General features: G+C 41.0%; 16 protein-coding genes. 13 read left to right on the top strand and 3 right to left on the bottom strand.

Annotated elements, in window-relative coordinates; genetic code table 11:
• Positions 1-205: 205 nt before the first annotated feature.
• The 4 genes from R2Q66_RS10200 (at position 206) to R2Q66_RS10185 (ending at position 4941) form a co-directional block, all read left to right on the top strand.
• Positions 206-1402: a hypothetical protein gene (locus tag R2Q66_RS10200; protein WP_316748489.1), complete on the top strand. Its 1197-nt coding sequence runs from the start codon at positions 206-208 to the stop codon at positions 1400-1402.
• Between the two features lie 37 nt (positions 1403-1439).
• Positions 1440-2642: an SGNH/GDSL hydrolase family protein gene (locus R2Q66_RS10195; RefSeq protein WP_316748486.1), complete on the top strand. Its 1203-nt coding sequence runs from the start codon at positions 1440-1442 to the stop codon at positions 2640-2642.
• A 73-nt stretch (positions 2643-2715) separates the two neighbouring features.
• The gene (locus R2Q66_RS10190; protein ID WP_316748484.1) at positions 2716-3213 is read left to right on the top strand and encodes a gluconate 2-dehydrogenase subunit 3 family protein; all 498 of its coding nucleotides are present in this window, start codon (positions 2716-2718) and stop codon (positions 3211-3213) included.
• A 12-nt stretch (positions 3214-3225) separates the two neighbouring features.
• Positions 3226-4941, top strand: coding sequence for a GMC family oxidoreductase (locus R2Q66_RS10185; protein ID WP_316748482.1), 1716 nt, complete (start codon positions 3226-3228; stop codon positions 4939-4941).
• Here the strand turns inward: R2Q66_RS10185 and R2Q66_RS10180 are convergent.
• Together R2Q66_RS10180 and R2Q66_RS10175 are read right to left on the bottom strand one after the other, a co-directional pair.
• Positions 4886-5965 (bottom strand): aminoglycoside phosphotransferase family protein, encoded by a 1080-nt coding sequence (locus R2Q66_RS10180; protein ID WP_316748480.1) that lies wholly within the window; start codon positions 5963-5965, stop codon positions 4886-4888. The genes R2Q66_RS10185 and R2Q66_RS10180 overlap by 56 nt on opposite strands.
• A 79-nt stretch (positions 5966-6044) precedes the next feature.
• Complete coding sequence (locus R2Q66_RS10175; RefSeq protein ID WP_265843981.1) at positions 6045-7064, bottom strand: LacI family DNA-binding transcriptional regulator; 1020 nt, start codon at positions 7062-7064, stop codon at positions 6045-6047.
• A 446-nt stretch (positions 7065-7510) separates the two neighbouring features.
• Here R2Q66_RS10175 and R2Q66_RS10170 point away from each other — a divergent pair, with 446 nt between their 5' ends.
• The 7 genes from R2Q66_RS10170 (at position 7511) to uxuA (ending at position 16166) form a co-directional block, all read left to right on the top strand.
• Positions 7511-8863 carry a Gfo/Idh/MocA family protein gene (locus tag R2Q66_RS10170; RefSeq protein WP_316748477.1) on the top strand — a complete coding sequence of 451 codons (1353 nt, stop codon included), beginning with the start codon at positions 7511-7513 and terminating at the stop codon, positions 8861-8863.
• 663 nt (positions 8864-9526) lie between these two features.
• Positions 9527-9865, top strand: a complete 339-nt coding sequence (locus R2Q66_RS10165) for a helix-turn-helix domain-containing protein (protein ID WP_062548871.1) — start codon at positions 9527-9529, stop codon at positions 9863-9865.
• 178 nt (positions 9866-10043) lie between these two features.
• Positions 10044-12017 (top strand): LTA synthase family protein, encoded by a 1974-nt coding sequence (locus tag R2Q66_RS10160; RefSeq protein WP_316748473.1) that lies wholly within the window; start codon positions 10044-10046, stop codon positions 12015-12017.
• A 39-nt stretch (positions 12018-12056) separates the two neighbouring features.
• Entirely contained in the window at positions 12057-12734 is a 678-nt protein-coding gene (locus R2Q66_RS10155) for a response regulator transcription factor (protein ID WP_316748471.1), read from the top strand.
• On the top strand, positions 12731-13984 hold the full coding sequence (locus R2Q66_RS10150) for a HAMP domain-containing sensor histidine kinase (protein WP_316748469.1): 1254 nt from the start codon (positions 12731-12733) through the stop codon (positions 13982-13984). Before R2Q66_RS10155 ends, R2Q66_RS10150 begins: the two co-directional genes overlap by 4 nt.
• A 180-nt stretch (positions 13985-14164) precedes the next feature.
• Positions 14165-14986, top strand: a complete 822-nt coding sequence (locus R2Q66_RS10145; protein ID WP_316748467.1) for an SDR family oxidoreductase — start codon at positions 14165-14167, stop codon at positions 14984-14986.
• 4 nt (positions 14987-14990) lie between these two features.
• Positions 14991-16166 (top strand): mannonate dehydratase, encoded by a 1176-nt coding sequence (gene uxuA / locus R2Q66_RS10140; protein WP_316748465.1) that lies wholly within the window; start codon positions 14991-14993, stop codon positions 16164-16166.
• Positions 16167-16217: 51 nt separating this feature from the next.
• Here the strand turns inward: uxuA and R2Q66_RS10135 are convergent, their stop codons facing one another.
• Positions 16218-17261, bottom strand: a complete 1044-nt coding sequence (locus R2Q66_RS10135; RefSeq protein WP_316748463.1) for a LacI family DNA-binding transcriptional regulator — start codon at positions 17259-17261, stop codon at positions 16218-16220.
• A gap of 185 nt (positions 17262-17446) precedes the next feature.
• Here R2Q66_RS10135 and R2Q66_RS10130 point away from each other — a divergent pair, with 185 nt between their 5' ends.
• A complete protein-coding gene (locus tag R2Q66_RS10130; RefSeq protein ID WP_316748461.1) occupies positions 17447-18124 on the top strand; it encodes a hypothetical protein in 678 nt (225 codons plus the stop codon).
• 64 nt (positions 18125-18188) lie between these two features.
• Positions 18189-20273, top strand: coding sequence for a hypothetical protein (locus tag R2Q66_RS10125; protein ID WP_316748459.1), 2085 nt, complete (start codon positions 18189-18191; stop codon positions 20271-20273).

Genomic DNA, 20273 nt, shown 5'->3' with positions numbered 1-20273 from the left:
TGATAGGTCTAAAGGACCTTTCAAGGACGGTACAAGGACCTATGAAATACGGATTTACCATGAGGTAATTCCGGACACAATACGAACACAATCCGGAGGGATCCCGATACCAGTGACTAAGCTTTCTGAAAGAAAATCTTCCTTAAAATTTACTTTAATTTAACACTAATTTTACGTATATTTAATAGGAAGCAATCCGGTGATTATGGGCCATTTCTTAAAAATATTCGGGACTTTATCTTTACTGTTGACATTAAGCAATACTTACGGTCAGCAGAAGCAAGATGTTTCTTTTGAATTTTACGGGGGAGTGTTTCATGCCAATCTGGATACCTCAATCATCGTTGCTGCTCCGGAGCTTTCTGCGGCTTCCATCAAACAAGCCTACCAGCGTTTAAATTCCGGAGATTACCAACCGATCATTGACTCTCTTTTAGCTTACAAAAAGAAACAGGAACTGAACGATTGGTTATATTATCAGTTGATCCGGAAAACTGCGGAGCAACTGAGCCCGAAAGCCCTCAATTATAGTCGTTACACCCTCTATAAATGGTTTCTGCTGGCTAAATCAGGTTATGATGCCCGATTGGCATTGAGTACTGACAAGATCATTTTCTACGTATTCAATGATGAAGATATCACTGATATCCCATTCTTCATGGTAGATCAAAAGAAATTCATGTGTTTAAACTACCATGATTACCCGAAAGCAGACCTGAACCTTGATCCACCGGTTCCGGTGCAGATTAATGTACCTGAAGCCACCAGATCTTTCTCTTATAAAGTGACCAAATTACCTGATTTCAGACCGGAAAACTACGAGGAAAAGAAACTGGAATTTGTGTACAAACATAAATCCTATCACTTCAATGTGAAACTGAGTAAAGATGTGGAGGCTATCTTTGCCAACTATCCGGGCGTAGATTTTGAAACCTATTTCAACATCCCTTTGAGTAAGGAAACCTATGGTTCATTGATCCCCCTGTTGAAGAAAAATACGCAGGGGATGAACCAGAAGAAAGGGGTGGATTACTTAATGCGCTTTACACGGTATGCGTTTCTATATGAAGATGACGAGGAGAATTTTGGAGGAGAGAAGCGTCTTTCTCCGGAAGAGACTTTATTTGCCAGTCACAGCGATTGCGACGACCGTGTGGCCTTATTTTTCTACCTTGTGAAGGAAATCTACAACCTGCCCATGATCGCGATGCTGTACCCAACACACATTACGATGGGTGTTCAGTTTGATCAGCCGATAGGCGATGCCATTTTGTATAAAGGAAAACTTTACTCGGTATGCGAGCCTACGCCACAAAAGGAAGACCTTCCAATTGGAACCATTTCTGCGCGGCTAAAAAGTATTCCTTACCAGGTTGTTTATCAGTATGATCCAAACCATTAAATTCCTATATTAATAGCGGAAAAATCTATTAATATTTATGCGTAAAGTACTTTTTTGTTTTTGCAGCAGTTTGCTGTGTAGTGTCGTAATCGGATACGCTCAACAGGGAAAACCATTAGATGATCGGAATTATATTCAGCAAAGAGCTGGCCTCCAAAAGGCGGTAAAAGTTTTTAAACAGCAGAAAACTGCGACCGTCGCCTTTTTAGGCGGATCGATAACCTACAATCCCGGCTGGAGGAATAAAGTAGCCGCTGAATTGCAAAGCCGTTTTCCGGCAACCAAGTTTCATTTTATAGCCGCCGGAATCCCCTCATTAGGTAGTTTGCCTCATGCTTTCCGCTTTAAACGCGATGTGCTGGACTCCGGAAAGGTAGATTTGTTATTTATCGAAGCCGCTGTAAACGACGATGCAAACGGTACGGATAGCCTTACGCAGGTTCGTTCCCTGGAAGGCATCATCAGACAGGCTAAAACACAGCAGCCGGATATGGACATTATTATGATGTCCTTTGCAGATCCCGATAAAACAAAAACTTATGATGAAGGAAAAGTTCCGGTGCCGGTCATTAACCATGAGCTGGTAGCCGCACATTACCAGCTGCCTTCCATCAACCTTGCCAAAGCGGTGCACGACCGGATGGCCAATCAGGAGTTTAGCTGGGAAAACGATTTTAAAGATTTGCACCCTTCGCCATTTGGTCAGGAGCTTTATTTTAAGGCCATCCAGCGCTTGCTGGCGGATGCAATAAAGACGCAGGCTGGAAATCAAGCCGATGAAAAAGCAGCAGCCTTACCAGCGCCCTTAAACCCGGCTAGCTTTTCCAATGGTCATTATATTGGTATTGAAAACGCAAAGATTTCCAACCGCTGGTCTTTACCACAGGATTGGAAACCTGAAGATGGCAAAAGTACCAGGAAAGGTTTTGTACACATCCCGATGCTCGTTAGTACTGAGCCCGGATCAGAACTCAGTCTTGATTTTACAGGTAATGCCATTGGTCTTGCCATCGTTTCCGGCCCTGACGCCGGTATCCTGACTTATTCCATTGACAACGGTCCGGAAAAACAACTGGATTTGTATACCAAATGGAGTAGCTCGCTTCATTTACCCTGGTATCTTTTGATGGGTACTGAGCTCAAAGAAGGGCAGCATCAGCTCAAGCTAACCATCAGTTCGGCTAAAAACGAAAAAAGCACAGGGAATGCCTGTCGGATTGCTTATTTTCTGGGGAATTAAAAACCTCGTTAAAAACCACAGCCGGCATAAATTGTCCATATTTTGAATTATTTTAGCGCCACACAAATGAACCATGAATAGACGATTAGCCATAAAACAGGTATTGATATTTGCAGGGGGAATGGCATTATTGCCTTCTTGTTTGAGAGAAGAAGGGAAAGTCTCCATTCAACTTAAAAACCTCGATATTTCTGCCGCTCAGGAAAATCTGCTGGCAGAGATTGCTGAACTGATCATTCCTAAAACCGATACTTCGGGTGCAAAAGACCTGAAGCTCCATCTTTTTGTATTAAAGATGCTGGACGACTGCTATGAACCCGCCGATCAGCAACAATTTATCGCAGGATTGAAAACTTTTGAAAACAAGGAAGGCAAAGCATTGGCCCAATTGGTTTTAGATGCCAACAGCGATAAATCCGGAACTCCGGAAGAAGTTTCGAAGTTTTACAAAATCATGAAATCAAGAACAATTGGCGGATACCTCAACTCAAAATATGTGATGAGTAACCTGCTGGTCTGGGAACTTGTTCCGGGTAGGTATAATGGTTATTTCAGGGTTAAATCAGCTTAATTAACAGCACAAATGTCAAATCTGAATATAGATAGTATAAAAGAACGTACCTATGATGCCATTGTAATTGGCTCGGGAATAAGCGGTGGCTGGGCAGCTAAAGAATTTACAGAAAAAGGGTTAAAAACCCTGGTACTGGAAAGAGGAAGAGACGTGAAACACATTGTCGATTATCCGACAACCAATAAATATCCCTACGAATTTGAACATCGCGGAGAACTGACCCTGGCGATCAAAAAGGAAAACCCGGTGGTGAGTAAATGTTACGCTTTCCGGGAAGATGCGATGCACTTTTTTGTGAAAGACAAGGAGCATCCTTACGTACAGGAGAAGCCATTCGACTGGATTCGCGGCTATCAGGTGGGCGGTAAATCGCTACTTTGGGCCAGACAAACCCAGCGTTGGAGCGACCTTGATTTTGAAGGGCCACAGCGTGATGATTTCGCGGTAGACTGGCCAATCCGGTATAAAGACCTGGATGCCTGGTATACTTATGCAGAGCAATTTGCAGGGATTTCCGGTAATAAAGATGGTTTAGCCGCCTTGCCGGATGGTGATTTCCTGCCAGCTTTTCCACTCAATGCGGTGGAAGATTACTTCAAGAATACCATGCGCGAAAAATATGAAGGCCGCCATGTGATCAGCGCCAGATGCGCGCATTTATCCCAACCTAAACAGGTACATTTTGACCAGGGCAGAGGGAAATGTCAGAACCGTAACTTATGTCAGCGGGGTTGTCCTTTTGGCGGTTATTTCAGTAGCAATTCTTCTACTTTACCCTGGGCACAAAAAACAGGAAACCTGACTTTGAAACCTAATTCGGTTGTAGAATCGGTGATTTATGACGAGAAACTGGGCAAAGCATCCGGTGTTCGTGTGGTAGATACCGCAACTAAAGAAGTGCGAGAATACTATGCAAAGGTGATATTTGTGAATGCAGCGGCGATCAATACCAACCTGATTTTACTGAATTCTACTTCTTCGCGTTTTCCAAACGGTCTGGGAAATGACAGTGGAACACTCGGTAAATATGTGGCTTTCCACAATTACAGCGCAAGAATCGGTGCGGAATATGATGGATTCAAAGAATTTTCTACGGATGGCAGAAATCCTGCCGGAGGGGGTTATATCCCAAGGTTTAGAAATCTCCTAAAACAAGAAACCAACTTTAAACGCGGTTATGCGGCTGGTTTTTCTGCTTACCGCAGTCCGGAGCGGGATACTTCTGGTATGGGTGCAGATCTAAAAGCGCAATTGCTCAACAAGAACCTTGGTCCATGGCAGGTAGGTTCGCACATGATGGGCGAAACGATTCCTAAAGAAAGCAATTATGTGAAATTGGATGCCGATCAAAAAGATGCCTGGGGCATTCCATTGTTAAGGATTTCCGTGGATTATGACGACAATGATGCGAAAATGAAAAAGGATTACCTGGAGCAGATGACTGAAATGTTTACCGAAGCCGGATTCAAAAACATCAAAGCGGATGATGGCTCGCAAGCACCGGGATTAGATATCCATGAAATGGGTGGGGCAAGAATGGGACATGATCCTAAGACTTCTGTACTCAACAAATGGAATCAGTTACACGATTGCAAGAATGTATTCGTTACTGATGGGGCTTGCATGACCTCTACGTCAACACAAAACCCATCATTAACTTATATGGCACTTACAGCACGTGCGGTTGATTATGCGGTGCTTTCGATGAAGAAAGGGGAGTTGTAAACTCTTCTTCCATTTTTAAATATTCTTTTAACAGGGCGATTTGATTAATTGCTCTGTTAAAATTATGGCCTTCATATTTAGCGCCATAATAGATATCATTCTGTAGGTGATCTGCCAGGAAGCGAATCGCCTGCATATAGATGATAAACTTACCTGCATACGTGAAATACTGTTTTTCAGTATCCGTCAATACAGTCGCCATTTCTTCCATATAACCTTCGTAGATTGCTTTAAAGAAGTCTTTTCTGATGCTGATTTTAGTCAGATCAGTTTCTTCTTCTGTGGCAGCACATAGATAAGTTCTCATCATATCACCCACGTCACTGATAAAATAACCCGGCATAACCGTATCCAGGTCAATTACACAGATTCCTTTGTTGTGTGCATCAAAAAGTACGTTGCTGATCTTTGTATCGTGATGAATCACCCTTAAAGGCACTTCATCGTTTGCAACGATATCCAGGAAAGTGTTCACAATGCTTTTATGCTCATTGATGAAATCAACATATTCTTTAGCTTGCTCCAGACGTTCCGGATTGGCATTGGCACAGGCAGTTTTAAACTGCTCATACCTCAGGCTCAGGTTATGGAAATCAGGAATGGTGATGTTTAACGTTGAAGCGTCAAAATCTGCCAGCAGACCAGAGAATTTACCAAATTGTTTGGCTGCTTCATAAGCTTCTTCTCTTTTTGTCAGGGCATTTAAAGAAACGGATCCTTGTACAAATGGCGTCATACGGAAATATCCGGTTGGCGTATTTAACAGAGATTCTCCTGATAAAGCCTTTACAGGCGATACAAACAGATATTCCGGGTCTTTCTTATTTAAGAAGTCTTTTAACAGACTTAGGTTTTTATCAATATTTGATGGTTCTTTAAATACATCAGTATTCACCTTTTGCAGGATATAGCTTTGCTCAGGGGCAGTTACTTTCCAGGTATGGTTTATCAGGCCATCGCCAAATAGGTCAACAGTCGTGTCATCAGAATTCAGGCCATATAATGGTAAGATATTTTCGAACATGCGTCTTTTCAAGATTGGTTACAAATTCAAACGTAATTATTTATGTGATCAAAACCATTGAGCAAACGTTTGCGCAAAATTACTTAGGATTCGGAATAATCAACTCTGATTCCACAACTACGTTAAAATAAGCCTGTTCGGTTCCGGTTTCGTTTTTAGGTCTGTTGATCAGGTCGATCAGAATATCGGCTGCTTTCTTCCCTTGTTTGTATGGAAACTGTTCTACAGAGGCAATCGGCGTGTAATCCATGTAATTTATGATCGGCAGATTCGCGTAGCTGACAAAGTCGATTCCTTCCAGTTCCAGCGAACGGGTATGTCTCATGGCAAATAAAGCAACATAATCATTAAAGGTAACGATGGCAGTTGGTTTACGTCTGTGGTTCAGCATGGTATTCATCACCTCAATTGTACCGCTTTCCGAAAGGTCGCAGCTAACAATTAAAGAAGGGTCGAATTTCAGTCGGTTGGAGATCATGGCCTTGATATAGCCTTCTTTTCGTTCGTGACTGGCTACCAGCGTGGTAGGACCATTGATCATCCCGATGGTACGGTGTCCTTTTTTTAGCAAAAAGTTTACTGCTTCATAGGTTCCGTTTTCCAGGTTAGAGGCCACATAGTGAATGTCTTTAATCGGAGGGATGCGATCGAAAAATACAACAGGGATATTCAGTTTCTTGAATACCTCAAAATGTTCGTAGGTACTGGTTGTCTTAGAGACAGATACCAGCAAGCCGTCTACACGTTGGGTTTTCATTTTCTCTACCAATAGTTTTTCACGGTCGGCATCATCGTGCGATTGCGCAAGTAAAACGGTATAGTTTCTTTTGTAGGCAACATCTTCAATACCACTAATGGCAGTTGAAAAGAAAGATTCAGATAATTCCGGTAAAATCACACCTATAATATGTGACTTTCCCTGAAGGAATTGGATTGCTTTCTGATTTGGCTCATAGTTTAGCTCTGCAGCTAGCTTTTTGACCCTCATCTTTGTTGTTAAACCGATACTGGAATGGTCATTTAAAGCCCTTGAAACGGTGGAAACCGAAATCTTAAGTATTTTGGCTATTTCTTTTATCGTGGTTGGTTTATCAGACATGATGTTCAAATATTGGCATAAACTTTCAATAACCATCCATAATTTTGAAAAAACAATTCGCATAAAACCCAATTGTTTGATGCTTAGGTGCAAAATGTGCGCAAACGTTTGTTTGAAAATATAAGCCTGAATTTAGGTTTCAAGGGCTGTTTTTTGGTGGGAAATCGCATTTCATTGCTTCTAATCGGGGTATTATGTTAATTTATGTAGGTTTTGCCTGGTATAACGATCATAAAATTGTTACAAATGGGCTAAAGGCAGATTTTTATCCTGAATTCTCTTTTTTAAATTATAGAATCTTTAAATATCAAACGTTTGCGTGTATTTTTTGAAGGGCAATTTGCCGGGGTTGTGGATATAGTCTATACCTTGTAATCGATAAATCGTATATGGTATGCCATAAAAGCGATACTTTTGAACCGAACACATATAATGAACTGAATATTATGAATAGAAGAGAATTTGTTAGAAATAGCGGCATCACTGCCGCCGCTATAACTGTTTTACCTGAGCAATCTGTTTTTGCAGGTACTAAAGGTGAAAAGATTAAGGTTGCAATGATTGGAGTGGGAATGAGAGGCCAAAATCACCTTGATCTTTTATTGAAGAGAGATGATGTGGATTTGGTTGCGATCTGTGATGTTGATGACAGAATGTTAAATTCTGCAAAAGCACTGATTGCAAAATCAGGAAAACCAATGCCTAAGATTTATACTGGTGATGAAAATGCCTGGAAAAAACTTTTGGAAACAAAAGGATTGAAAGCCGTTGTAATTTCTACACCCTGGGAATTACACAAGGTAATGATCATTAAATCTATGGAAGCTGGTCTTAAGTACGTAGCTACTGAAGTGATGTTAGGTATTACGCTTCAGGATCACTGGGATGTGGTACAAGCAGCAGAAAAACACAATGCTCATGTGATGATGTTGGAAAACGTTTGTTACAGAAGAGATGTGTTAGCCGCTTTAAATATGGTACGTCAGGGTGTGTTTGGTGAAATCATGCACTTACAAGGTGGTTACCAACATGACCTTAGAGAGGTTAAATTTAACGATGGTAAAGGCCCTTATGGTGGTGGTGTAGAATTTAATGAGAAAGGTTTCTCTGAAGCAAAATGGAGAACTAACCACTCCGTACACCGTAACGGAGATTTATACCCAACACATGGTATTGGTCCGGTTGCACATTGTATCAACATCAACAGAGGTAATAAATTCTTAAAATTGAACTCTTTTGCAACTAAAGCAAGAGGTCTACATAACTATATAGTAGAGAAAGGTGGCGAGAACCATCCAAATGCGAAAGTAAACTTCCGTTTGGGCGATATCGTGACTACTACAATCGACTGTGCAAACGGCGAGACGATCATCTTACAACACGATACCAACCTTCCAAGACCTTATTCTATTGGTTTCAGAGTTCAGGGTACTAAAGGTCTTTGGATGGATGTTAATAAGAGCATCTATGTAGAAGGTGTAAGCAAGCCTCATGCCTGGGATCCGGCAAAAGAGTGGTTAGAGAAATATGATCACCCACTTTGGAAAAAATACGGTAATGACGCGCAAGGTGCAGGTCATGGTGGTATGGACTTCTTCGTGATCCACGCTTTCATTGAAGCAGCAAAAAGAAACGAGCCAACACCAATGGACGTTTATGATGCAGCAGCATGGAGTGCAATTACACCATTGAGTGAGCAATCTATTGAATTAGGAAATGAAACAGTTGATTTCCCTGATTTTACCAGCGGTAACTGGATGACCAGAAAACCAATTTTCGCCTTAAACGACGATTATTAATCTTATTGAATTTTAGCCTTGCTTTCGGGTGATTTTGAAGCTGAATTAATTTAGTCTCAAAATTCTCCGGAATTGCTAAAACCTTAATTTGTATATTTTCATAAAAGGAGCAGTATGATTTTTCATAACTGCTCCTTTTTTTTGACAAAAAAAAAGGAAGAAAACGATTTTCTTAACGTTAACTTAACATTGGAAACGCATCTTTGTATATGTTTTTAACCATTCTTGCTTGTACGTTTTTGTTGTTCGCTTTGATCGCAGCTTTTAAAATGGAGTCCTTTTTACAGGGATTTCTATTTATTGTGGCTTTAGCTGTCGTTGCCGGGGTATTTTATTTATTTATTCTTTTTCCTGGGTTTTCGGGTTTAGCAGTAGCATTAATGCTGGGTGCTTTTATCTTTAGACAGAGCAAAAAGTAATCGGCCGATATGGCTAGTCCACAGCGATTTAACCAGGTGAATCCTGGTCTTTTTCCGATGTTTTTTTGCCCTTTAAAGCGTAAAAAAACAACGGAAAATTAACTGCTTTTTTACTAATATTTTTAGTAACCAAAAATCGATTTGATTATTTATTTCAAAATTTTGTAATAATATGATAATATTATATTTAATATTTCTTAAATTTATTTCAATTAGGGGTTATTAAAAAATAATAATATTCATTATGAAAACATTAGGGGAGAAATTTAGAATTTTACGTCAAAAAAAAGGGGTCAACCAAAAAGCGATGGCCGATCTGTTGGATATCTCAATTCCAGCATACTCAAAATTGGAAACCAGTATTACTGATCCGAACTTTAGCCGCATCAATCAGATCGCTGAAGTACACGGATTAAGTTTAAGAGAGTTTTTGGATGTGGGTGAAGAAGGCGTAAGCGAACACATTCAGATCATCGAACAACTGAAGGAAAAAATCAGTCAGTTAGAGAGTTCTGTGATCCGTTTGCAAAGTAAACTGATTGATTTATATGATAAAGAAGATCAGCGTAATAAAAACGCTTAATCTTTAGCGAATCTGTAAGTGTCAGTGTTTTTTTGTTTCCGTAACCGATTGATTGTTAATGATTTAATTCTTTAATAATCAATTCTTCTGAAGATATTAAAAACGCTGATACTTCCTGTTTTATCTTCAGTTTTACTACAGAATAGGCCGGTATATTTGACTATATATTATAGTTTTTATGAGCCTTTCTGTTTTGTTTAAATCAAGGTACAGTGTACTCTTTTCCTATGTAGCAACATTTATTGCCGGGTCGTTCCTGATTCGTCTTGGATTGATGGTTGCTACATTGGAAAACACTGACTTTTCTTTCTTTGCTATCCTTCGAATTTTCGGTCAGGGTTTAGTGTACGATTTCGGTGTAGCCCTGTTTCTGGTGCTATTTTACGCCCTTTATTTATGTTTCCTGCCACAGCGACTGATCAAGTCCTGGTTTAATATTTTTCTCAGCTATGCCGTTTTATTCCTGATGACGGTAATTGCCATGTTCTCTTTCTTCGCGGAACTTACTTTTTGGGATGAATTTGGAAGTCGCTTTAACTTTATCGCGGTAGATTACCTGGTTTATACTTATGAGGTGATCCACAATATCAATGAATCTTATCCTTTGCCCTTATTGATCGGTGGAGTAGTACTGATCAGCGGCCTGGTATTGCTTGGTTTTGTAAAAACAGGGGCGTTTAAACGTCATTTTCAGTCCAACACTCCTTTTAAGGAAAGAGGACTGATTTCCGGTATGATCTTACTGACCTGTCTTTTCTATGGTTTTTTTGTACCCAACTCCTGGGCAGAACAAGGGGCTAACCGTTACCAGAATGAACTGTCCAAAGCTGGGATATACTCCATCTTTTCTGCCTTCAAAAACAATGAACTCAATTACAATCATTTCTATAAAATGCTGGATCAACCGGAGGCTTTCCGCGTCCTAAGGTCTACTTTACAGGAGGATAACAGCCGGTTTTTAGTCGCAGATGCCAGTATTAAAAGGGACATTACCGGAACCGGAACGGCCTATAAACCGAATGTAATCATGATTACAGTAGAGAGTTTAAGTGCCGATTTTATGGCTCATTTTGGAAATCAGGAGAATTTAACGCCAATCCTGGATTCTTTAGCCAATACTAATTTGTTGTTTACCAATATGTATTCCACCGGAACAAGAACGGTAAGAGGGATGGAAGCATTGTCGCTGGCCATTCCACCAACCCCGGGGAGCAGTATTGTGAGGCGTCCGGGTAACGATAGCCTGACTACTATCGGAAACATTTTTGAAAAAGCAGGATACCAGCGGAGCTTCTATTATGGTGGCGATGGTTATTTCGACAATATGAACCAGTATTTCGGTAGCAATGGTTATGATATTGTTGATCGCGGCAGAAAAGTGATGGCCGGGGATCATTACCTGACTAAACGTACCATCATTACCGATGATCAGGTTCATTTTGAAAATGCCTGGGGAATCAGTGATGGTGATTTATATGAGGCAGTGATCAATGGATCGGACCGTCAGTTTAAAGCAGGAAAACCTTTTTACAGCTTTGTGATGACCACTTCTAATCACCGTCCTTTTACCTATCCTTCCGGAAAAATAGACATTCCTTCCGGAACAGGTAGAAACGGGGCTTTGAGGTATACGGATTATGCGATAGGTAAATTTCTGTCTGAAGCGAGTACAAAACCATGGTTCAAAAACACGGTGGTGATTGTTGTGGCCGACCATTGTGCAAGTAGTGCCGGCAAGAATGAAATTGACATCAGTAAATATCATATCCCATGTATGGTACTGAATTTACCGGCCGGTTTGGCAACTGCGGCAGGTAAGCATGAAATCAATGCTTTGTGCTCCCAGATAGACCTTTATCCAACACTCTTTAACCTGTTTGGATGGAGTTATGAAAGTAATCTTTTTGGTAAAGATGTGTTGGCAAAATCGTATGTGCCCAGAACTTTCCTGGGTACTTATCAAAAGCTGGCCTACCTCAAAAAGGATAGTCTGGTGGTGTTGAGTCCGCAACAAAAGGTGGAAACTTACCTTTATAATCCGCAGAAAAACGAGCAGATTTCCCGTAAATTCTCGGGGCATGTGGTTAAAGAAGCAATTGCAAATTACCAGTCGGCCTATGATCTTTTCAAGAACGGTGGTCTTCATCAATAATAATTATTAACTTAAAAGCCATCTAGCATACCTTATTTAATGAAATTACTATTAATTGAAGACGAGCAATCGCTCCGCGAAAGCATCCTTACTTATTTTAGCGCGGAAGGAAATATCTGTGAACTGGCTGTCGATTTTCAGTCAGCCATGGAGAAAATCAGCCTTTACCAATACGATTGCATTTTGCTGGACCTGACTTTGCCGGGTGGCGAGGGAATGGAAATTCTGCGTGAGCTTAAGAAATTGAATAAGAAAGATGGGGTATTGATCATTTCTGCGAGGCATTCGCTGGATGACAAAGTGGATGGTTTAAACCTCGGTGCAGATGATTATCTGGTGAAACCCTTCCATTTATCTGAGCTGCAAGCCAGGGTTGTTGCGATTGTACGCAGAAAAAGTTTTGATGGGAATAGTACGATTGTCTTTAATGAAATCAGCATTGATACCCTCGCGATGAAAGTGATGGTGAATGACCGGGTGTTGAATCTGACGAGGAAGGAATTTGACCTGCTGGTTTATTTTACCTCGAATCAGCGGAAGGTGGTCACTAAAAATGCCATTGCAGAACATTTATGGGGGGATGAAATAGATTTGTCGGACGATTTCGACTTCATCTATACGCATATTAAAAACCTCCGTAAGAAACTGATTGAAGCGGGGAGTAAGGATTACATCAAATCGATGTATGGTGTGGGGTATAAGTTTGAAAACATATGAAACTTTCCAGTCGGTATAATCGGGTAAATATATTGGTGTCCTTGTTGGTCTTGTTATCAACAGGGGTAATTTACTATGTGGTGATCCACTTTATACTCACAGAGAAATTAGACCGGGATCTCCGGATTGAAGAAGAGGAGATCCGGGCCTATGTAGCAAAATATGATAAGCTACCCCTGGCTGGTGATTTCCATGATCAGCAGGTGATTTATCGGAAGGTACAGCCCTCAGATACCCTGGGTAGGAGCTATAGTAATAGTGTTTACCTGAATGAAAAGGAACATGAAAAGGAGCCGGGAAGACGCCTGACCACCTTTATGAAGGTGAACGATCAGGTGTATGAGGTGAGTGTGCTAAAGTCCAGACTGGAAGCAGAAGACCTGGTTCGCATTATTTTCCTGATCAGTTTGCTGATTATCGTCTTGTTATTGCTGACACTTTTCCTGGTCAACCGGTTCTTGTTAAATAGTTTATGGAAGCCATTTTATCATATTCTTGATCAAATGAAAGCTTTCAACCTGACCGGTAAAAACGAGGTTAAGGTAGAGCAGAGCAATATTGATGAGTTTGTAGAGCTGAATCAGGCGGTTTTGCTGATGTCTAAGCGGGTAAAAGAAGATTATAAAGAGTTGAAATCTTTTACAGATAATGCGGCGCATGAAATGATGACCCCTTTGGCGGTGATCAATTCCAAGCTGGATACGCTGTTGCAAACGGAGGGTTTCAGCGACAAACAAGGGGAGTTGATCGAAGATATTTACCTGGCTGTAGGGCGGTTATCCCGTCTTAATCATTCTTTGCTTTTACTGGCGAAGATTGAGAACAATATGATCAAGAATGAAGAACCAATTCATTTGAAACCCTTGATCGAACAGAAACTGAGGCAGTTTCAGGAACTGTTGCAATCCGCAGAGATTACCGTTGCTACGGATTTAATGGATAAAGAAGTGTTAATGAGTAAGTATCTCGCGGATATTCTACTAAATAACCTGATCAGTAATGCCATTCGTCACAATGTGAAACCTGGCCGTATATCCATTTTATTATCAGACAATCAATTGATATTCAGTAATACGGGGATAGAAATGGCTCTGGATGGCGGCCGGACTTTTGAGCGATTCAACAAAACGGCAGCTTCGGAAGGCATGGGTTTAGGTCTGGCTATTTCCAGACAAATCTGCAACCATTATGGCTTTGCGATGAGCTACGCTTTTGAAGATGGTTTACATACCTTTTCTGTTAATTTTTAAGGGAGGGTTGCTGCCGGGGTTCCCGAATTCTTGCAAGCAGGAAGGCTGACTTGCTCATATTCCTGCACTGATCGTCTAAAAACGCAATCGTTATCGTAAATATTTAAGGCTATCCAGCCGGATTCAATGTTTAATTTCCTTAACATTGGTTATAGTATTTAACCTATATAATCTTAAAGTATGAAGGGCAAAGATCTGTTTTCATTAGAAAACAAGGTGATTGTAATTACCGGGGCAACCGGTGTTTTGGGCGAGTCGTTTGCCATGGCTGTGGCTGCTGCCGGTGCTAAAGTTGCCATTCTGGGTAGAAACGAAGAAAAAGCAAATGAGCGCGTTAAAGCGATCACTATAAACGGTGGGGAGGCGATGGCAGTCATCACTGATGTGCTGGATGAAAAAGCATTGATAGCCGCAAGAACACAAATTCTAAATGCCTGGGGGACCATTGATGGTCTGGTAAACGCTGCCGGAGGTAACATTCCAGGGGCAACTATCGGTCCGGATCAGAATATATTTGATACCAATATCGTGGATACGCAGAAAGCGGTAGAACTGAATCTTTTTGGCACCGTATTACCTACACAGGTATTTGGGAGAGTAATCGCAGAAAAAGGAAAAGGTTCTATTGTGAATATTTCTTCTTTGGCAGCACAACGTCCATTAACCCGGGTGTTAGGCTATACCTTAGGGAAAAACGCGATAGAAGGTTACACGAAATGGATGGCGGTAGAGCTGGCACAACGTTACGGAGATCGTGTCCGTGTAAACGCGCTTGCACCAGGGGTGTTTTTAACGGAGCAAAACCGTTCCCTGCTCACCAATCCGGATGGTTCTTACACAGATCGTGCACAACGCTTTGTAAATCATACCCCTTTTGGTAGATTAGGGAACCCGGAAGAATTAAACGGAACATTGATCTATTTATTGAGCGATGCTTCGGCCTTTGTAAATGGAGAAACGATATTAGTAGACGGTGGATTTAATGCCTATAGCGGCGTATAAAACTATGGATAAAAAGAATCATAAATTAGTACAAACCTGGCGCTGGTACGGGCCAACAGATCCGGTGAGCTTATCCGATGTAAAACAAGCGGGAGCCACAGGAATTGTCTCGGCTTTACACCACATTCCTCATGGTGCAGTTTGGCCGGTAGCAGATATTCTGGAAAGAAAATCAATCATTGAAGCTTCGGGCTTGCATTGGGCAGTGGTAGAAAGTGTACCCGTTCATGAGGCGATAAAAACAAGACGTAAAGATGCGGAGGTATACCTCGCGAACTATAATGAAACCCTGAGAAATCTGGCTTCTTGTGGGATTAAAACGGTATGTTATAACTTTATGCCGGTGTTGGACTGGACGCGTACGCAGTTAGATCTGACGATGACAGATGGTTCAAAAGCGCTTTATTTTAACTGGACTGACCTGGCTGTATTTGATCTTTTCATTTTGAAAAGGGAAGGTGCTGCCGCTGATTATCCGGAGAAAATCAGAGAAAGAGCGGGCTTGAGGCATTCAGAAATGACGGCTGAGGAATTGGATTTACTCCGGATTAATGTCTTGATGGGCATTCCTAATGAAAAAGAAATTGAGCTGGAAGCCTTACAGAATAGTATCGATGAGTATAAAGAGATCGGCACTGCCGGTTTAAAAGAAAATCTGATCTGGTTCCTGAACGGGATTTCGGAAGTATGTGAGTCGGCAGGGATCAAGATGACGATTCATCCGGATGATCCACCGTACCCGATTCTGGGATTACCGCGTATCGCCAGCTCGAAGGAAGATTTGTTATACATTATTAATAGTGTAAATCTGGATTTCAATGGCATCTGTTTTTGTACCGGTTCTTTAGGTGCAGGCTTAAACAACAACCTTCCGGAGATTTTTGAAGCAGTGAAATCTAGGGTGCATTTCCTGCACCTGAGAAATGTAACCAAGGATGAAGAAGGTAATTTCTATGAAGCAGATCACCTGGGTGGTGATGTCAATATGTATGAAGTGATGAAGGCAATTGTGGCGGAAAACGTGACGAGAGCATTGCCGATTCCTTTTCGCCCTGACCATGGTCACCAGATGCTGGACGACCTGGCCAAGCATACAAATCCAGGTTATTCTGCAATTGGCCGTTTACGCGGACTGGCAGAATTACGTGGATTGGAGTTAGGCATCAGCGGCAATTACTAATCTTTTTGATGAAGCTCCGGTTCCTTAGGGGGTATGGAGCTTCATTTTATATTATTTAGCAGCGGTCATTTGGGTAGAAGCGCGAACCAGGATTTTGGTATCCAGTTTGATGGTTTCAAAATCGACTTCTTTGTGTTTTTTCTCGATTAAGGAGATTAACATTTCGGCAGCAAGCTGTCCGATTTCAAAGGCTGGCTGATGTATGGTACTCAATGCAGGGTTCATCGCATCGGCCAATTCTGTATTGGTGAATCCGATTAAGGCAATATCCGTAGGTATTTTATAACCCAGTTTGTTTAACAAAGAAAGACAGCGGGTCGTAATCTGATCTGTAGCGGTGAAAATCGCGTCTGGCGGTTCCGGCAAGCCCATATAATATTGAATGGCCTCTTCCAGATCTTCGTTTAACTTATGGGTATCGGTATAATCGCAGGAGCGGAGATAAGCTGGATTGAAACTTATCTTTTGATCTGAAAGCGCTTGTTTATAGCCGTTTAACCGGTCGGTGGAAATGCTGAGTCTGGTATTGGTGTTGAGGTGTGCAATGCGCTTAAATCCGTTGTCGATCAGGTGCATGGTGGCATCATAAGCGCCTTTAATGTTGTCTGCGCCCACTTTATGGGTGTCGATCTGGTCGGTTAAGCGATCAAATAATACCATCGGCAGACCAGATTCCTGGAGGTTCTTCAGGTAGCTGAAATCGGTAGTTTCGCAAGCAGGGGAAATGAGTAATCCATCTATTCCGCCCGAATACAACAAATCAATACAAGCCATTTCCTGTTTCTGGGATTCCTTGCTTTGCATGATGATGATCTGGTAGGATTTATCGGTACTGATCTTATCAATCCCGTCCAGCATTTGCGCCACAAAATTATTGTCTAAAGAACAAACTACCACACCAATTGATCTGCTTTTTCCTTGTTTCAGGCCTTTTGCCATCCGATTAGGCACGTAATGGTGTTCCGTTGCATAGGCAATTATCTTCTTTTTAGTCTCTTCTCCGATTTCATGGCTGTCGTTTAAAGCTTTGGAAATGGTAGAGGTAGATAGTTTAAGAGCCCTTGCAATATCCCTCAATGTGATACTGTTGTTCATACCGGTTTTGATTATACCGGCTAAAATGCAATTAATAGAGGAGATAAGGGAATATTTTCCATGAAAAATAGGAAGGAGGGGAGAAAATCAGGTGTTCCCTGATCCCATTTGCGGTTATCGTCGGGATTATTGCCAGTAAATTATATCTTTGGGAAATTATATATTTAATTATGCTTGCAGGGGATATGCTAAAGAGAAACGCGGGATACTTTTTATTAATACTGGTTTTATGTGTGTTTTCTTCCTGTTTTCAGATTATTGAAGAGATAAATGTGGCTAACAACGGCTCAGGTACGGTTAACCTAACTGTAAATTTAAGCGCCAGCAAAACTAAAGTGGCCTCAATAATGCTTTTGGACAGTGTAAATGGGTATAAAGTACCCAATAAACAAAAGATCCAGCAAGAAATGGAAGAGGTAGTCGCCTATTTGAAAAACTCTCCGGGGATTAGTAATGTAAAGAAAACACTCGATTTCGAGAATTATATCGCCACAGTGAGCTTTGCTTTCAAAAATATTTCCAATATCAATAATGTAAGTCAGAATGTACTGAAGAAGATGAAAATCAAAGCGATTAACAATTCTTCTTTTAGCTTTAATCCAGAGAACGGTGTTTTTCAACGCCGCTATATCCATACCAAAGAAGCCTTAACGGAATATAATAAGCTGAAGCCGGAAGTTAAAAACGTGTTTAAAGAGGCGAGTTATACCAGTATTTATCGCTTCGAAAAACCAGTCGTAACCAGTACAAACCCATTAGCGAAAGTGTCAAAAACAAAGAAAGCAGTGATGTTAAACGCCGGGATTATGGGATTGATCAATGGGAAAACTAATATTTCAAATCAAATCATCCTTGCGAAGTAAGAATGATTTGGTTTAACCAACATGACACCTACATTATTTTACATACAATACCTATTTAAAACACATGAATTACTATTTTAAATCTGCACTTGCCGGATCCTTCTTATTAGGTACAGTTGCAGTGAATGCCCAGGACCTTTCCCGTAAAATACCGGCTGACGCACTTGCCGTGGCCACAATCAAGGGAGGGAATCTAACACAGTTGATGTCTGTAAGTGAGTTTAACCAGACTTTTCTGGGTAAAAAGCTATTGGATGGACTAGCAAAGGACCACAGTGCCCGTTTCCAGGGTATGGAAGATTTTGGTTTCAACTTGTCTTCGGACTTCTATTATTACAATCAAACAAACGATAGTGTTAGTTACAATTGTTTCCTGCTTCCTGTTAAAGATGCAGCGAAAATAGATCAGTTTTTCACACATCGTGGCAAGCAATTCACGATTAAAGATCAGGTAAGGTCTTATTTTAATGCAGATTCTACGGAAATTGTTCATTGGAACGGGGAAATGTTATTGGCTGTTCTTCCTACTGCAAAAGCGGCTTATTTCAATCGCCCGGAAGTTCGGGAGCGGTTTGGTTTATCAGTACAGGAAGAGATTGGAATCTCGCTTACCAGTGATACTGCAGTTAGTGTTGACGCTGTATATGCGGATTCAGTTGCCGTTGAGGTAGCCGAAAATGTAAACAGCGTGGGTTTTGAGGAGGATACGGTAGTTCAGGAGCCGGTTAAGAAGAAGAAATCAGTACCTGCTAAGAACAGAGGCAAAAAATCAAAGCTGAAAGGAAAGAAAACAGCCGTAAAAAACTATAAGAAAAAGCCTGTAAAGAGGCGTATTGAAGTTGCTAAAGCAGACCCGACTGAGGATGTAATGGAAGCGTCTACAGCTGTTGAGGCAGCAGAAGCTTTCGCTACGGATAGCAGCATGGCGGTCGTAGATACTGCGTATTCGGAAAGCAGTGCAAGTGATGAAGGGATTAGTCCTTTCTTTCAGGATAGGAAATTGAAAGCGGCAGTATTGGCAAAATGGACTGCGAAAATGAGCGAAGATTTTTTCGCAGGAAAGCATCAAGGCTCTATTTTAAGCAATCCTGATTTCACAAAAAGTGTTGATCCTAAGGCAGAAGCAACGATCTGGATTTCCGGAGTTGAACAGTTGAGCAGTGCTTACCTACCTTTAGATTACTTTAAAGGGGTTAATTTCATGGGTGGTTACGGTACGGCCAATGCAAAATTGTATCTGGAAGATACCGCTATTAAGTTGAGTTCGGCGATAACCTTTAATAAGGATATGGGCAGTGTGATGAGGAAAGTCCACCATAGAAAGCTGAACAAGAAATTCCTGAACTATGTAAATGAAGATCAAATGATCGGATACATGGCTTATGCAATGGATACCAAAGCGTATTTGCAGGAATACCCTAAACTGATCAATAAAATCTACGGGTCGGTATATTCGGATGAAATCGGCATGGCTACGGACTTGTTTTCTTTATTATTAGATGAAGAAGCGATTGGAAAAGTGATCAAAGGAGATGGGATGTTCGTTTTCAATGGCTTATCACAAAAAGAGGTTTCTTATAAATCTTATGATTATAATGAGGAGAACTTCGAAACAAAAGAGGTAATGAAGACAAAGAAAGAAACTTTGCCGGATTTCCTGATGATGATTTCTACAGAAGATACCCGTTTGATAGACAAACTGATCGCTTATGGCGTGAAAAAAGAACTGGTAAAAAATAACAACAGCTATTATGAGATTTCTATTCCTAAGAGTCCGATGGCCATGTATTTTACCATTAAAGATGGGATCATCTTTTTAAGTACCAATGCGAAGGAAATGGAGCAGATTGTGAGCAATACTTTCCAGGCAAAGGTGAATACTAAACATAAAAAAGCCTTATTAGGAAATAATTACGCGGCTTATTTCAGCCCTAAAAAACTGGCTGGGAAAATTCCGGCAGAAGAATTAGGTAAACTGGCACAAGCGGAGAAAACCAATAAAACATTGAGTTCATTGGGTGATATTTATATCAGATCATTTCCAATGAAGAACGATACGTTTGCCGGGGAAATCAGTATGGATATTCCTGCCGGTCAGAAGAACGCATTGAAATACTTGTTCACTATCACTGAGGACCTTCAAAAGTAA

It is taken from the genome of Pedobacter gandavensis (genome assembly GCF_032677645.1).
Classification (GTDB): Bacteria; Bacteroidota; Bacteroidia; order Sphingobacteriales; family Sphingobacteriaceae; genus Pedobacter; species Pedobacter gandavensis_A.
The sequence above is the reverse complement of the archived record's forward strand: the minus strand, read 5'-3'. Positions and strand labels throughout refer to the sequence as shown.